Raw genomic sequence first — 14229 nt, 5'->3', positions numbered from 1 at the left:
CTCCATGTCAGTGACCGCCATCGGCAGGCGCTGCCGCGGCGAGAGTGGTTGAATTGTCGCCGTCAGCAGGCGCGCCGCCGCCATTGACGGCGGTCTGCAAGTCGGATTGGGCAAGGAAAAATCTTTGCCTGGCATCGATTGCACCGCGCAGCGACGCGAGCCGCTGCCGCGCCTCGGTGAGCAGCGCGAAGATATCGACCTGTATGCTGGAGAAGCGGAGCTGCATCTCCTCGGTGATGATTTTTCGCAAGGGGATGATCTCGCGCTGATAGTGGCTGGCGATGTCGTAGCCGGAGCGATAGACCCGATAAGCATCGCGCGCCTCGGAGCGTACATTCACGGCGCGTTCGGTCAGCCGGTTGAAGGCGAAATTGTAGGTCTCCGCCGCCTGCCGCACCCGCACTTCTCCGCCGTCGAAGATCGGGATCTGAAACTGCACGTCGAAGCCGCGCTCGCGGAACGGCGCGCCTTCCGGATCCCGGGTGCGGCGGGAGATGCCGGCGAGATCGAGCAGTGTCACGAAGCGCGTCGCCTCCGTGAGGTTCAGCGACTTTGCGAGCGCGCTCAGCTCGAGCCGCGCGATCTGCAGGTCGATGCGATGGGCGACCGCGTCGGCTTCGATCGACGGCAAAGCCTGCGGCCGGCGCGGCAGCGGCGGCAGTTGATTGGGCAGCCGGAAGTCGAGGCCGCCGTCCCACAGCCCCATCAGGCGCGCTAGCTTTTCGCGCGCGCTCGTCGCCGTCTGTCGCGCGGTGGCGAGGTCGGCGGTGGTTTCGGCGTAAAACACCTGTTCTCGGGCCTGATCGAGCTTGTTGATCGAGCCAGTTTCGCCGAGCTTGACCGCGAGCTGCGCGGTTGATTCCGCCGTCGCCTTCGCATCCGTCAGCAACGCCACCATCTCGTTGCCGCCAACGGCGCGCCAATAAGCGCGGCGGACATCGGCGGCAAGCCGCAACGTCGCCAGGCTTGCGCGCAATTGCGCCTGGCGGAAACGGTCGCGGGCGATTTTCGAGCGGAACGGCAGGGTGGCGAGCGCGAGGATGTCGCCGACAATTTGACGCTCGATTTCGCTGGCGCCGTTGCCCGAGATCCGGGAGACCGAGAACACGGGATTGGGCGGCAGGCTCTGCTCGACGAGATCGGTCTCGGCCAGCGCCAGCTCGTTATAAGCGGCCTGAAGCCCCTTGTTGTTGAGCAGTGCGATCTGCACGGCGGTCTCGATGCTGAGTGTTCGCGACAGCAGCTGGCGAACGCGCGCGTCGACCGCGCCGGCTCCTTCGGTTGTTCGCACAAAGGCGACATCCTTGTTGATGGTCTGGCTCGTCAGTTCCGAGACGGCCTTCATGCCGCTGTCGGGCGAGAAGGCGGCGCAGCCTGCAAGTCCAAACGAGGTGAGACCGAGCAGGCTTAGCGCGAGACGATGTGTCATGGCGCGCTCCTACCGGTCTTGCTTGAGCTGCGGCGCGACGCTCTCGTTGCGCTCGCGCCATGGTGCCGGCGTCGCGGGCCGCAGGCTGGTGTAGGGCGCAATCGTCGAACGATAGCCGGCGCGCGCGATCTTGGCCGCGGGATCGGCAGGATCAGCGCCAGCGACTTGTATCGTTGCCGGCATGCAGCCGGACAACGCCAAGGCCGTCGCGGCCAGCAGCGGCCAATTGAATCGAAAGTGTCGTCCCCGCGCCGCGGATGCAGCGGCGGACTTCGCCCCGGAAAGCGTAAGCATGAGTCATCCCTGATCTGTCTGGAGACCACAGGTGCGCGCGCGCGGATGCGCGCTCGGCCTGACGTCGTCGCGCGTCAGATCAGGCGATCGGAGGGCGGTAGTGCAGGGGCGGCGCCGCGCTGTGCAGGCTGGCCACGATCTCGGGCGAGCAGGCGGAAACCGGCTGAAGCGACTTTGCGACGCTGGGCAGGTCGGCCGGCAGCGCGCTCACGCACATCATCGCGCAGCACGGTCCCGCCGTACCCTTGCCGCCGTGATGATGAGGGGTGGGGGGCGCGTCCTGCGCGGCGCCCTGATGATGCGCATGCGGCCTGGCGTGGTCATGCGAGGCGCCGTCATGCGTGTGGCCGGCCTGCATCTGGTGATGCACCGGCACGCGGTCGGCGAGAAGCGCGTCGTCGAGGCACGGTGCTGGAGCGCTACCCCAGGCGAGGCTTGCGGCCGGCGCGATCACGCAGAACAGATAGGCGAAGGCAATGAAGCGCCCCACCTTGATCCGCATCGATCGTGTCAATCGCAGCAACATTCCGCCGACATGCTCTCCGCGCCGCCGTGTTGCATGCGCTGATTTGCAAAATAATGACAAAACGCGCGTTCGCCAAGCTCCATCTTACCGCAGTGCACCGTGCATGCCCAATATCGCGCCACAATGGTTGACCCTGTGGTGATCCGCGGGCCATGGTCCCGCCCGTGCACGCACCAAATCAGTCAGGACAAACACCCGAAGCATTCACCCCTGATTCGCGTCAGGCCTGGATGCGCCTCGTCATTGCGCTTCTGATCGGCTCGATCGGCGGCGTCGGCATGTGGGCGATCGTCGTCATGATTCCCGCGGTGCAAGCCGAATTCTCCGCCACGCGCGGCGCGGTGTCGCTGGCTTTCACCCTGATGATGTTCGGTTTCGGGCTTGGCGGCGTCATCGCCGGCAGGATCACCGACCGCTTCGGCATCGTGGCGGCTATGGCGATCAGCATTGCCTTCCTCGGGGTCGCCAATGTGCTGGCGGGTCTGTCGACCCAGCTCTGGCAGTTCGTGGCGGCGTATTTCCTGATCGGGCTCGGCACGTCGGCGACCTTTGCGCCGCTGATGGCGGAGGCCTCGCACTGGTTCGAGCGCTATCGCGGCCTGGCCGTGACGATCGTCGCCAGCGGCAATTATGTCGCCGGCACGATGTGGCCGCCGCTCGTGAGCACGGGCATGCAGACGATCGGCTGGCGCTTCACTCATATCGGCATCGGCCTCGTCTGCGTCAGCCTGATGACCATCCTGGTGCTGGTCCTGCGCGCGCAGATGGGCGACGACAAGGTTCACGATCATGCCAATGCAGCGCCGCCGCGGGTCGACCTCAAGCTCTCGACCAACACGCTGACGGTGCTGCTCTCGATCGCCAGCATTTCCTGCTGCGTCGCCATGGCAATGCCGCAGGTGCATATCGTCGCCTATTGCGGCGATCTCGGATATGGCGTGGCGCGCGGCGCCGAGATGCTGTCGCTGATGATGGCCTGCGGCATCGTCAGCCGGATCGGCTCCGGCTACCTCGCCGACAAGATCGGCGGCATCCCCACACTGCTGATCGGTGCGGTGGCGCAAGGCTTTGCACTCGTGTTCTATCTGTTCTTCGACGGCCTGACCTCGCTCTATTTGATCTCCGCGATGTTCGGCCTGTTCCAGGGCGGCATCGTGCCGAGCTATGCCATCATCGTGCGCGAGGCGATGCCGGCGAGCGAAGCCGCAACCCGCGTCGGCATCGTGATCTTCGCCTCCGTGTTCGGCATGTCCTTCGGCGGCTGGGTCTCGGGCGTCATCTTCGATGCGACAGGTTCCTACGCCGCGGCGTTCGCCAACGGCGTGGCGTGGAACGCGCTCAATATCGGCATCGTCTTGACGCTGCTGATCCGCTCGCGGATCAATGCAGTCAGGACCGGTCCGGGTTTTGCGACCTAGACTGCCTGTCCCGCCTTCAGCAGCGAACAACCCGTGATCTTGTAGCTGCCGTCTGCCTGCTGCTCGAGCGTGTAGAGCGCTTCCCAGGCCTCGCCATTGGCATCGATGATATGGACGTGCTGGGCAATGCGGCTGCCCTCGCTCTTGCTGTCGCCAAATTCAAAGCTCTTGTGCCGGTAGACCGGCGGGTAGCCGTTTTGCACCATGGACATGAAGATGTCGGGCGCGGGGAAGATCTCCCGGATTGCCGGCGCGGCGTAGGAATAGGCCGCGCGCGCGTCGTCGCGGCCGAATGCCTGCTCCTGGGCGCGGATGATACTCTGTGCCGTCGCGACATCGTCGGCGCGCGCTGAGATGGGACCGAAGGCGACACTGAGAAAGACCAGCAAGGCGGCGATGCGCATGACAAGCTCCGCGTTGAATCCCGGCGGCGCCGATCCTAGCACATCTCGAGGGCTATCGCTTCCGCTTTGCAGCCGGCTTCGCAGGCTTGGCGGACGCGCGGACCTTGGCTTTCATGGCAGGCTGCACCCGCAAACCGTCAACGAAGACGTCGAGCATCCGCAGCACCGAGGATTGCCAGCCGGGCTGGTCGTGCATGTAGCACATGCCAAAGAACGCGCGCAGCAAGTCCTCGGGACTGACGTCCGCGCGCATCGCGCCGGCCGCGGCTGCGCGATCGAGCAGCGAGCCGATCGCCTTGGTCAGGCGCTCAAAGGAAAAGGCATGCAACTCCGACCCGCTCTGCACCGCGAGTGCCAAGGCTGCCACCATGCCCTTCTTGGTGGCAACGAATTCGACTCCTGAGCGCAGCCAGCGCCTGAGCGCGTCGACCGGGTCACTGGCGTTCTTCAACTGCTCGGCGAGCTCGCTGAGCTGCTCGACCTCGCGCCGGTACACCGCCTCGAACAAATCCTCGCGGGTCGGGAAATGCCGATAGAGCGTGCCGATGCCGACGCCGGCGCGTTTTGCGACGGCCTCCAGGCTCGCCTCCGGACCACCCGCGTTGAACACGGCCTTGGCCGCCTCGAGCACGCGCTCGCGATTGCGCACGGCATCGGCGCGGGGCTTGCGGGTCTGGTCGGTGTGCTCGTCCATCCAGGCAATGTAGATCACGAATTGGTTAGATTGAACCCTTGTGGGGCTGCATCGCGTTGATGCGCACGGGCTTTTGACGAATTCCAAATATTTCCCGCCGGCCCTTGTTAAGCGGAGGCTGCCTCCGTATCTTCGCTGAAGACGCTGGCTCGGATGATATTCGGACGGCGCGGAATCGACGGCGGCCACGGCGGTGGCGCGCTGCACGATCACTCATGTCTATACCTGATCGGAGCCTTGTATGAACCACTCCATCAGCCTCACCGTGAACGGTGCACGGCGCGACTTCGTCCTCGACGATCCGCGCGTCACGTTGCTCGATCTCCTGCGTGAGCGCCTCCATCTGACCGGAACCAAGAAGGGATGCGACCGCGGCCAATGCGGCGCCTGCACCATTCTCGTCGACGGCAAGCGCATCAACTCCTGTCTCGCGCTGGCCATCAGTCATGACAGCGCCGACATTCTCACCATCGAGGGCGTGGCGCGCGGCGACCAGCTTCACCCCGTGCAGGCCGCTTTCATCGCCCATGACGGATTTCAGTGCGGCTTCTGCACGCCCGGCCAGATCATGAGCGCGATCGGCATGATGAGCGAGGCGCAGGCCGGCAACGATCCCGAGCGCATTCGCGAATGCATGAGCGGCAATCTGTGCCGCTGCGGCGCCTATGCCGGCATCGTCGATGCCGTGCTCGACGCGCAGGCCGGCATGGACGAATCCAATCAGAGGCGCTCCGCATGAAGCAATTTGATTACGTCAGGCCGGCCACGGTTGCCGAGGCCGTCGCCGCCGCCGCGCAGCCGGGCGCCGCCTATCTTGCCGCCGGCACCAATCTGCTCGATCTGATGAAGGGCGGCGTCAGCCGTCCGGATCGTCTGGTCGACGTTACCCATCTCGACGGACTCGATCGGGTCGAGCGCCTCGCCGACGGTGGTATCCGCATCGGCGCACTAGTGAGTAACGCCGATCTTGCGCATGACGCAGATTTTGCCAAGGCCTATCCGGCCGTCGCCGAAGCGCTGCTCTCCGGCGCATCGGCGCAACTGCGCAATGCCGCGACCGTCGGCGGCAATCTGCTGCAACGGACGCGCTGCGCCTATTTCTACGACACCGCAAGTCGCTGCAATAAGCGCGAGGCCGGCAGCGGCTGCGACGCTCGCGACGGCGAGAACCGCACCCACGCCGTGCTCGGCTGGAGCGAAAACTGCATCGCCACGCATCCGTCCGACTTCTGCGTGCCGCTGGTTGCGCTCGACGCCATCGTCGAGATTGAGGGCAGGAACGGGCGGCGCGAGATCGCGCTCGACGAATTGCATCGCCTGCCCGGCGATACGCCCGAGCGTGAATCGGCGCTTGAACCGGGTGATCTCATCGTCGCGGTGCGCCTGCCGCCCGCTGCGCGCGGCTTTGCCGCTCATGCGCGCTATCTCAAGGTCCGCGACAGAACGTCCTACGCGTTTGCCGTCGTCTCGGCTGCCGCTGCGCTGCGGATCGAGAACGGCAAGATCGCGGAGGCGCGGCTTGCGCTCGGCGGTGTCGCCGCAAAGCCCTGGCGCGCCCGCGCTGCGGAGGATGTGCTCAGGAACGTCGCGCCCACGGTGGACGCTTTCCAGGAAGCCGCCTCGCGCGCGCTCGCCGACGCAAAATCGTCCGGCGACAACGCCTTCAAGATCGAGCTCGCGCGCCGCATCGTCGTGCGTGCGCTGAGCCTCGCCGCCGCCGGTACGCCCGCGCGCATCCCCGCGCTGCCGGCCTCTCCCTTTGCCTCGACGTCCGGAGCCATTCATGCCCGAGCTTAATCTCACAAGCGCGCCCGCTCATCTGCGCCACGGCTCGAACATCGGCCAGCCGCTGACCCGCCGCGACGGGGTCCTCAAGGTCAAGGGCCAGGCGACCTACGCCGCCGACAATCATCCGCCCGGCATGCTGTTTGCGGTGATGGCCGTCGCCAGCATTTCGCGCGGCCGCGTGACTTCGCTCGATGTCAGCGCTGCCAAGCGCCACCCCGGCGTCGTCGATGTCATGACGCCAGACCACAAGCCTGAGCTCGCGATTGATCCCGAGATCAAGACCAATCCTTTCGTGTTCCGGATGGAGGTGCTGCAGAGCAACGAGGTTCGCTACGCCAACCAGCCAATCGCCGTCGTGATCGCCGAAACGCTGGAGGCGGCCACGGAAGGCGCCGCGCTGCTGGCGCCGCGCTACGAGACGCTGCCCGCGCTCATCGGCCTCGACGCGGGTGAAAGCTTCGTGCCGCCGGTCGTCGGCGTCGGCAACCCCACGGAAAATCACCGCGGCGATGTGGAGGCGGGGCTTGCCTCGGCCGACAAGCGGATCGACGCGATCTACGAGACGCCGCCGCAATATCACAATGCGATGGAGCCGCATGCGATCGTGGCTGCCTGGGACGGCGACAGTCTGCAGATCGACATGCCGACCCAGGGTCTCATGCTGTCGCTGGCGCGCGTCGCCGAATTATTCGGCATCGCGCACGACAAGATCCACATCCGCAGCCCGTTCCTCGGCGGCGGCTTCGGCTCGAAGGGGCTCATGGCCGGCCCTCCGGTGCTCGGCATCATGGCGGCAAAGCTCGTCGGCAAACCGGTCAAGCTGGTGCTGCGCCGTGAGCAGATGTACGGCCCGGTCGGCCATCGCGCGCCGACGCGGCAGCGGCTGCGCATCGGCACAGATGGCGAGGGGCGCCTGACCGCGCTCGATCACCATGCGAGGACCGTGTCGAGCACGTTCGACGATTTCTACGAACCCGCGGCTGATGCCTCGCACACGCTCTATGCGGCGCCCGCGATCCGCACCTCGCATGACGCCGTGCGCGTCAACACCGGCACGCCGTTGTTCATGCGCGCGCCCGGCGAGGCGACCGGCTCGATCGCTCTGGAAAGCGCGATCGACGAGATGGCGAGGGCTTGCGGCATCGATCCGCTCGCCTTTCGTCTGAAGAACTATGCCGAGGTCGAGCCCATCACCGGCAAGCCGTTCTCGTCCAAGGCATTGCGCGCCTGCTATGAGCAGGGCGCTGCGCGCTTCGGCTGGGCGAAGCGACCGCTCCGGCCGCGGCAGATGCGCGACGACGATGGTCTTCTGGTCGGCTGGGGCATGGGCACAGCGACCTTCCCGGCATTGATGTTCCAGGCCGAAGCGCGTGCCGTGCTTCGCCGCGACGGCTCCGGTGCCATGGAAATCGGCGCGCATGACATGGGGCAGGGCGCCTGGACGGCGCTGGCGCAGATTGCGGCCGACGAACTCGGGCTTGATATCGACCGCGTCGAGTTCAAGTCAGGTTCATCCGACCTGCCCGATGCCGGCATTGCCGGCGGCTCCGCGCACACCGCGACCGCGGGTGCCGCGATCCACAGCGCAGGCGCCGCCGTGATTGCAAAACTCGCCGATCTCGCCACCGGTGACGAGCGCTCGCCGCTGTTTGGCGCCGGCAATGCCGGGGTGATCGCGCGCGATGGCAGGTTGATCCGGCGCGACGACGAGAGCCGCGGCGAAAGCTACGCCGAGATTCTCGCGCGCGCAGGCGTGGCCGAGGTCGAGGCGCGTGGCACCGGCGCGCCGAATCCGGCGGCAATGGAGGAGTATGCGATGCATGCCCATGGCGCGGTGTTCGCGGAGGTGAAGGTCGATCCCGAGCTCGGCCAGGTCCGCGTCACCCGCATGGTCGGCGCTTTCGCCGCTGGACGCATCGTCAACCCGCGTATGGTGCAGAGCCAGCTGTTCGGTGGCATGATCTGGGGCCTGTCCTTCGCGTTGCACGAGGAAGCCATCACCGACCGCCGCACGGGCCGGATCATGAACGCCAATCTCGGCGAGTACCATATCCCGGTGAATGCCGACGTGCCGCCGCTCGACGTGATCACGGTCGATGAGCACGACCCGCACGTGAACGCGCTCGGTATCAAGGGTGTCGGCGAGATCGGCATCACCGGCAGTGCGGGCGCGGTTGCCAACGCGGTGTGGCACGCGACGGGCGTCCGTGTCCGCCGCTTCCCGATCCGGATCGAGGAGTTGCTGACGTAGCCTTTAAGCAGCGGCGGGCGAGGCCGTCTCGCTCTCCGCCTGCTAGTGCAGCTTCTTGCGAAGAGCCTTGAGCGCTTCTCGCTGCGACTCGATGTAGTTCGCGATGGCCTTGCGCAGCTCCTCCGAATGGAGCTTGTCGTTGTCGCGCTGCACTTCATCGAGTGCGGCCTCTGCATTTGCGAGCGTGATCTTCATAGCGAGCCCTGTTACGAAGCGGCTCCGGAAAGCGGAGGCTGCTTGGCTATGGCTCGAAATATATAGAGGATCAGGCTGCGGAAATTGAGATGGCTCAAGCTCCGTAAGATACCGGTGGCTCCGTAGGATCGCGGATAACTTCAAAATGTCGGCGGTGTGCAGGCCGAGATCACCTCGCACGGCTTGCCGCCGACGCAGCGGAAGCGATGCGGACGCCGGCTCTCGAAGTAATAGGCATCGCCCGGATTGAGGATGCGGCGCTCGTCCTCGACGGTGACTTCGAGCTTTCCCGAGATCACGATGCCGCCTTCCTCGCCGTCATGGACGAGGTGAACGCGCCCGGTGTCGCTGCCGGGCTCGTAGCGCTCCTTCAGAATCTGCAGGCTGCGACCGAACAGATTGTCGCCGATCTGCCGATAGGAGATCGGCTTCTTGCCGACCTCGGTCAGCTCTTCGCCGCGGTAAAATATCTTGCGCCGGCTCTCCGGCTCCAGCGCGAAGAATTCGGCGAGCCCCATCGGAATGCCGTCGAGGATGCGCTTGAGGGCGCCGACCGACGGGTTCATCTGGTTGGATTCGATCAGCGAGATCGTCGAATTGGTGACGCCGGCGCGCTTGGCGAGTTCGCGCTGCGACAGCTTCTGGCGCGCCCGGATGAATCGCAGCCGTCCACCGATATCGACGCTCATGTCCCTGTCCCGTGTTGCAGGTGTTGCGGATCGCGCAAATATGGACCGGCAGCCCCAGTTAAATCAATGGCTTGCAGCCTCTCAGAAAAGGACTTGTTGCGCTTTTCAAGCCGTGCCTCTGTTGCAGGTCAGCAAAGGAGCGTGGCCCGTGACCCTTCATCAGATTCCGAACACCATCAAGACCGACTCGTTCTGGATGCCGTTCACGGCCAACCGGCAATTCAAGAAGGCGCCGCGCCTGTTCTCCTCGGCCGAGGGCATGCACTACACCACCGTCGACGGCCGCAAGGTGATCGACGCCTCCGCCGGCCTCTGGTGCGTCAATGCCGGCCACGGCCGCAAGCAGATCGCCGCCGCCGTCGAGCGCCAGCTGATGACGCTGGACTTCGCACCGTCGTTCCAGATGGGCCATCCGCTGGCATTCGACTTCGCCGAGCGTCTGGCCGAGATCGCGCCGAAGGGCCTCGATCGCATCTTCTTCACCAATTCCGGCTCCGAGTCGGTCGACACCGCGCTGAAGATCGCGCTCGCCTATCACCGCGCCAACGGCCAGGCGAGCCGCACCCGTCTGATCGGCCGCGAGCGCGGCTATCACGGCGTCGGCTTCGGCGGCACCTCGGTCGGCGGCATGGTCGCCAACCGCCGCGCCTTCGCGACCCTGCTGCCGGGCGTCGACCACATCCGTCACACCCACGATCTCACCCGCAACGCCTTCGCCAAGGATCAGCCCGAGCATGGCGCCGAGCTCGCCGATGATCTCGAGCGGTTGGTGGCCCTGCATGGCGCCGAGACCATCGCCGCCGTCATCGTCGAGCCAGTGCCCGGATCGACCGCGGTGTTGCCGCCGCCGAAGGGCTATCTCCAGCGCCTGCGCGACATCTGCGATAAGCACGGTATTCTCCTGATCTTCGACGAGGTCATCACCGGCTTCGGCCGCCTCGGCACGCCGTTCGCCGCCAACTTCTTCGGCGTCACGCCTGACATGATGACGACGGCCAAGGGCATCACCAACGGCACCGTTCCCTGCGGCGCCGTGTTTGCGAGCCGCAAGGTTCACGACGGCCTGATGGTCGGCCCGGAGAACGCGATGGAGCTGTTCCACGGCTACACCTATTCGGCGCACCCGGTCGCCTGCGCCGCGGGCATCGCGACGCTCGACATCTACAAGGATGAAGGCCTGCTGACGCGCGGTGCTTCGATCTCTGAATACTGGCGCGACGCGCTGCATTCGCTGAAGGGCCTGCCCAACGTCGTCGATATCCGCAATTGCGGCCTGATGGGCGCGGTCGAGCTGTCGCCGCGTGACGGCACCGTCGGCGTGCGTGGCTACGACGTCATGGTCGACTGCTTCAATCGCGGGCTGTACTTCCGCATGAGCGGCGATAGCTTTGCGCTGTCGCCTCCGCTCATCGTCGAGAAGAGCCACATCGACGATATCGTGTCGATCCTCGGCGATGCCATCAAGCGGGTGGCCTGATAATTGCTCTCGCCGTTGCCGAGTTCCTCTTGCAGCGGCGAGCGTGATGCCGCGGGAGTTTGACCAAGCGTGAAAGTTCTGATCCTCGGCAGCGGTGTCATCGGTGTCACCTCTGCCTACTACCTCGCGCGTGCCGGCCATGAGGTGACGGTTGTCGACCGTCAGCCCGAACCGGCGCTCGAGACCTCCTTTGCCAATGCCGGCGAAGTGTCGCCCGGCTATTCCTCGCCGTGGGCCGGTCCCGGCGTCCCGGTGAAGGCGGTCAAATGGCTGCTGATGAAGCACGGCCCGCTGGTGATCAGGCCGAAGCTCGATCCCGTGATGTGGGTCTGGCTGCTCAAGATGCTGCGCAACTGCACCAGCGAACGCTACGCGATCAACAAGAGCCGGATGATTCCGATCGCGGAATACAGCCGCGATTGCCTGCGCGACCTGCGCCGCGACATCGGCATTCAATATGACGAGCGCTCACAGGGCACGCTGCAGCTGTTTCGCTACCAGGCCCAGCTCGACGGCACCGGTGAGGACATCGCCGTGCTCAAGCAATACGGCGTGCCGTTCGAGGTGCTGAGCCGTGAGGGCTGCATCGCGGCCGAGCCGGCGCTGGCGGGCGTGAAGGAGAAGTTCGCGGGCGGACTACGCTTGCCGCAGGACGAGACCGGCGATTGTCACATGTTCACGCAGGCACTGGCCAAGCATGCCGAAGCGCTCGGCGTGCGCTTCATGTTCAATACCGGCATCGACCGCATCGTCACCGACGGGGCGCGCGTCAGCGGCGTCGCGACCAGCGCTGGGATGTTGCAGGCAGACGCTTACGTGCTCGCGCTCGGAAGCTGGTCGTCGCGGCTGGTCGCGCCGCTCGATATTTCGCTGCCAGTCTATCCCGTGAAGGGTTATTCGATCACGGTACCGATCAAGGACGCTTCCGGCGCGCCGGAATCGACGGTGATGGACGAGAGCTATAAAGTCGCCATCACGCGCCTCGGCAATCGCATCCGCGTCGGCGGCACCGCCGAAATCTCCGGCTTCTCGAGCCAGCTCTATGGTGCGCGGCGCGCCACGCTCGATCACTCGCTGACCGATCTGTTCCCGCGAGGCGGCGATCTCTCCAAGGCGACGTTCTGGAGCGGCCTGCGCCCGATGACGCCGGACGGCCCGCCCGTGATCGGCCCGACGCAATACGCCAACCTTCACCTCAACACCGGCCATGGCACGCTAGGCTGGACCATGTCCTGCGGCTCCGGCCGCGTGCTCGCCGACATGCTGTCAGGCAAAAAGCCGGACATTGATGTGAGTGCGCTGACAGTGGACCGGTACAAGTACCGGTTTGGCTAAGACTCTATCCTCCCGTCATTGCGAGGAGCTCTCGGGACGAAGCAATCCAGAGTGTCTCCGCGGTGAGAATGTGGATTGCTTCGCTTCGCTGGCAATGACGGCTGCGCTACGCCGTCCCCGTCACGCAATTCACCCACAGCACCACCGCCTTCGCGTCATTGGCTGGATTTGAAAACCGGTGCGGCCGACGGCTTGCAAACCGAAAACTGTCGCCCGTCTTCAGCGACCACGTCTCGCTGTCCACCGTCAGCATCATCTCGCCTTCGAGAACGAGGCCGGCTTCCTCGCCGTCATGGGTGTAGAGCTCGTCACCGGTGGAGCCGCCCGGCTCCAGATGCACCAGGAACAGGTTGAGCCGGTTGTCGGGGCTGGCGGGGCTCAGCAACTGCTTGGACACGCCGGTGCGCCAGAGCTTCAGCTCGGGCCGCTGCAGTCCGCGCGTGACCACCTGATCTGGTGCACCGTCGGCGTTCGGGCTGGCGCCGAACAGCGCGGCGATGCCGACGCCGAGCACGTCGGCGAGCGTGGCCAGCACGCGCAGCGACGGCGACGACAGTCCGCGCTCGATCTGGCTGAGGAAACCGATCGACAGCTCCGTGCGCGAGGCGACCGTCTCGAGCGAGAATTGCCTGATGCGCCTGAGATCGCGAATGCGGCGGCCGACCGCAACATCCATCGCCGGCTCGGCCGCTTTGGCGATAGCCCGGGCGGAGGCTTTCACCTTCACCTTCTTCACCGGCTTTGCGGCGGCCGGCCTATGCATTCTCTTGCCACCGCTCACGTCAAACCGCTTCCTTCATGTGCATGAAAACCACTTGCATCGGCCGCAGAAGTGTGACCAAATTTTCATACTGGTGAAAATAGGCCGAAACGGCTTTGCCCGCAACGTCTGCGATGAACGAGGTTTGCGAGCGCCGCCATCGGTCGGGCCCAAGGGGGATGCGATGAAGCGTTTTGGTCTGGCCGCGCTCGCGGCACTCGCGATTGCCGCAGCAGCGCCGGCTTCGGCGCAGCAAGTGCTGAAGGTCGGCTCGACGCCGACAGGCATTCCCTTCACCTTCCTCGACACCAAGACCAATAGCATCCAGGGCATCATGGTCGATCTCGTCACTGAAGTGGGCAAGGATGCCGGCTTCAACGTGCAGATCGAGCCGATGCAGTTCTCGGCCCTGATCCCGTCGCTGACATCAAGCAAGATCGACATCATCGCGGCCGCGATGTTCATCACAGCGCCGCGCAAGGAGGTCGTCGACTTCTCCGACCCGATCTACACCTATGGCGAAGGCCTCGTGGTCCCCAAGAGCGACACCAAGGCCTACGCCACCCAGGACGATCTGAAGGGCGAGACGGTCGGCGCTCAGGTCGGCACCGCCTTCGTCGACGCGCTGAAGAAGTCCGGCCTGTTCGCCGATGTCAAGGCCTACGACACCATCCCCGACATCCTGCGCGACGTGAACACCGGCCGCCTCAAGGCCGGTTACGCCGACTATCCGATCCTCGCCTACAATCTGAAGCAGGGCGGCTTCCCCGAGGTGCGCCTGGTCGATGGCTACAAGCCCGTCACCGTCGGTTCGGTGGGCATCGGCGTGCGCAAGGGCGAGGCCGCGCTGCTCGGCAAGATCAACGCTTCGCTCGCCAAGCTGAAGGCCAACGGCACCATCGACAAGATCCTCGATAAATGGGGTCTGAAGGCACAGGGTTGATCGGCAGAGGCCATCGATGAAAGCTG

15 protein-coding genes are annotated in these 14229 nt (G+C 65.3%); 7 read left to right on the top strand and 8 right to left on the bottom strand.

Annotated elements, in window-relative coordinates; translation table 11 throughout:
* Positions 1-7: 7 nt before the first annotated feature.
* The 3 genes from BcanWU425_RS31495 to BcanWU425_RS31485 form a co-directional block, all read right to left on the bottom strand.
* Positions 8-1429: a TolC family protein gene (locus BcanWU425_RS31495; protein WP_231188864.1), complete on the bottom strand. Its 1422-nt coding sequence runs from the start codon at positions 1427-1429 to the stop codon at positions 8-10.
* A gap of 9 nt (positions 1430-1438) precedes the next feature.
* Positions 1439-1723, bottom strand: a complete 285-nt coding sequence (locus tag BcanWU425_RS31490) for a hypothetical protein (RefSeq protein WP_018455708.1) — start codon at positions 1721-1723, stop codon at positions 1439-1441.
* Between the two features lie 79 nt (positions 1724-1802).
* A complete protein-coding gene (locus BcanWU425_RS31485) occupies positions 1803-2225 on the bottom strand; it encodes a hypothetical protein (RefSeq protein ID WP_018455707.1) in 423 nt (140 codons plus the stop codon).
* 176 nt (positions 2226-2401) lie between these two features.
* Between BcanWU425_RS31485 and BcanWU425_RS31480 the strand changes: the two genes are divergently transcribed.
* Positions 2402-3667, top strand: coding sequence for an MFS transporter (locus BcanWU425_RS31480; protein ID WP_026233006.1), 1266 nt, complete (start codon positions 2402-2404; stop codon positions 3665-3667).
* On the opposite strand, the gene BcanWU425_RS31475 is transcribed toward BcanWU425_RS31480, so the two are convergent.
* Complete coding sequence (locus BcanWU425_RS31475; RefSeq protein WP_204513705.1) at positions 3664-4071, bottom strand: DUF4864 domain-containing protein; 408 nt, start codon at positions 4069-4071, stop codon at positions 3664-3666. The genes BcanWU425_RS31480 and BcanWU425_RS31475 overlap by 4 nt on opposite strands.
* A 52-nt stretch (positions 4072-4123) precedes the next feature.
* Complete coding sequence (locus BcanWU425_RS31470; RefSeq protein WP_026233005.1) at positions 4124-4765, bottom strand: TetR/AcrR family transcriptional regulator; 642 nt, start codon at positions 4763-4765, stop codon at positions 4124-4126.
* Between the two features lie 241 nt (positions 4766-5006).
* On the opposite strand from BcanWU425_RS31470, the gene BcanWU425_RS31465 reads away from it, so the two are divergent.
* Genes BcanWU425_RS31465 through BcanWU425_RS31455 form a run of 3 tightly spaced genes read left to right on the top strand, consistent with a single transcriptional unit; the run spans position 5007 to position 8804 of the window.
* Positions 5007-5504, top strand: a complete 498-nt coding sequence (locus BcanWU425_RS31465; protein ID WP_204513706.1) for a (2Fe-2S)-binding protein — start codon at positions 5007-5009, stop codon at positions 5502-5504.
* Complete coding sequence (locus BcanWU425_RS31460; protein WP_204513707.1) at positions 5501-6562, top strand: FAD binding domain-containing protein; 1062 nt, start codon at positions 5501-5503, stop codon at positions 6560-6562. The genes BcanWU425_RS31465 and BcanWU425_RS31460 overlap by 4 nt, the downstream gene beginning before the upstream one ends.
* Positions 6549-8804, top strand: a complete 2256-nt coding sequence (locus BcanWU425_RS31455; RefSeq protein WP_204513708.1) for a xanthine dehydrogenase family protein molybdopterin-binding subunit — start codon at positions 6549-6551, stop codon at positions 8802-8804. Before BcanWU425_RS31460 ends, BcanWU425_RS31455 begins: the two co-directional genes overlap by 14 nt.
* A 42-nt stretch (positions 8805-8846) precedes the next feature.
* Here the strand turns inward: BcanWU425_RS31455 and BcanWU425_RS31450 are convergent, their stop codons facing one another.
* A complete protein-coding gene (locus tag BcanWU425_RS31450; protein WP_018455699.1) occupies positions 8847-8999 on the bottom strand; it encodes a hypothetical protein in 153 nt (50 codons plus the stop codon).
* A 140-nt stretch (positions 9000-9139) separates the two neighbouring features.
* Complete coding sequence (locus tag BcanWU425_RS31445) at positions 9140-9688, bottom strand: cupin domain-containing protein (protein ID WP_007600574.1); 549 nt, start codon at positions 9686-9688, stop codon at positions 9140-9142.
* A 148-nt stretch (positions 9689-9836) separates the two neighbouring features.
* On the opposite strand from BcanWU425_RS31445, the gene BcanWU425_RS31440 reads away from it, so the two are divergent.
* Both BcanWU425_RS31440 and BcanWU425_RS31435 read left to right on the top strand, forming a co-directional pair.
* Positions 9837-11165 (top strand): aspartate aminotransferase family protein, encoded by a 1329-nt coding sequence (locus tag BcanWU425_RS31440; protein WP_085350327.1) that lies wholly within the window; start codon positions 9837-9839, stop codon positions 11163-11165.
* Positions 11166-11234: 69 nt separating this feature from the next.
* Positions 11235-12500: a D-amino acid dehydrogenase gene (locus BcanWU425_RS31435; RefSeq protein ID WP_085350328.1), complete on the top strand. Its 1266-nt coding sequence runs from the start codon at positions 11235-11237 to the stop codon at positions 12498-12500.
* Between the two features lie 106 nt (positions 12501-12606).
* Here the strand turns inward: BcanWU425_RS31435 and BcanWU425_RS31430 are convergent, their stop codons facing one another.
* A complete protein-coding gene (locus BcanWU425_RS31430; RefSeq protein ID WP_018455696.1) occupies positions 12607-13263 on the bottom strand; it encodes a helix-turn-helix domain-containing protein in 657 nt (218 codons plus the stop codon).
* A 181-nt stretch (positions 13264-13444) separates the two neighbouring features.
* Here BcanWU425_RS31430 and BcanWU425_RS31425 point away from each other — a divergent pair, with 181 nt between their 5' ends.
* Positions 13445-14203, top strand: coding sequence for an ABC transporter substrate-binding protein (locus tag BcanWU425_RS31425; protein ID WP_018455694.1), 759 nt, complete (start codon positions 13445-13447; stop codon positions 14201-14203).
* The last annotated feature ends 26 nt before the right edge of the window (positions 14204-14229 follow it).

The sequence above is a fragment of the Bradyrhizobium sp. WU425 genome (genome assembly GCF_021052305.1).
Lineage (GTDB): Bacteria > Pseudomonadota > Alphaproteobacteria > Rhizobiales > Xanthobacteraceae > Bradyrhizobium > Bradyrhizobium canariense_D.
This window is presented reverse-complemented; position numbering and strand designations above follow the sequence as displayed.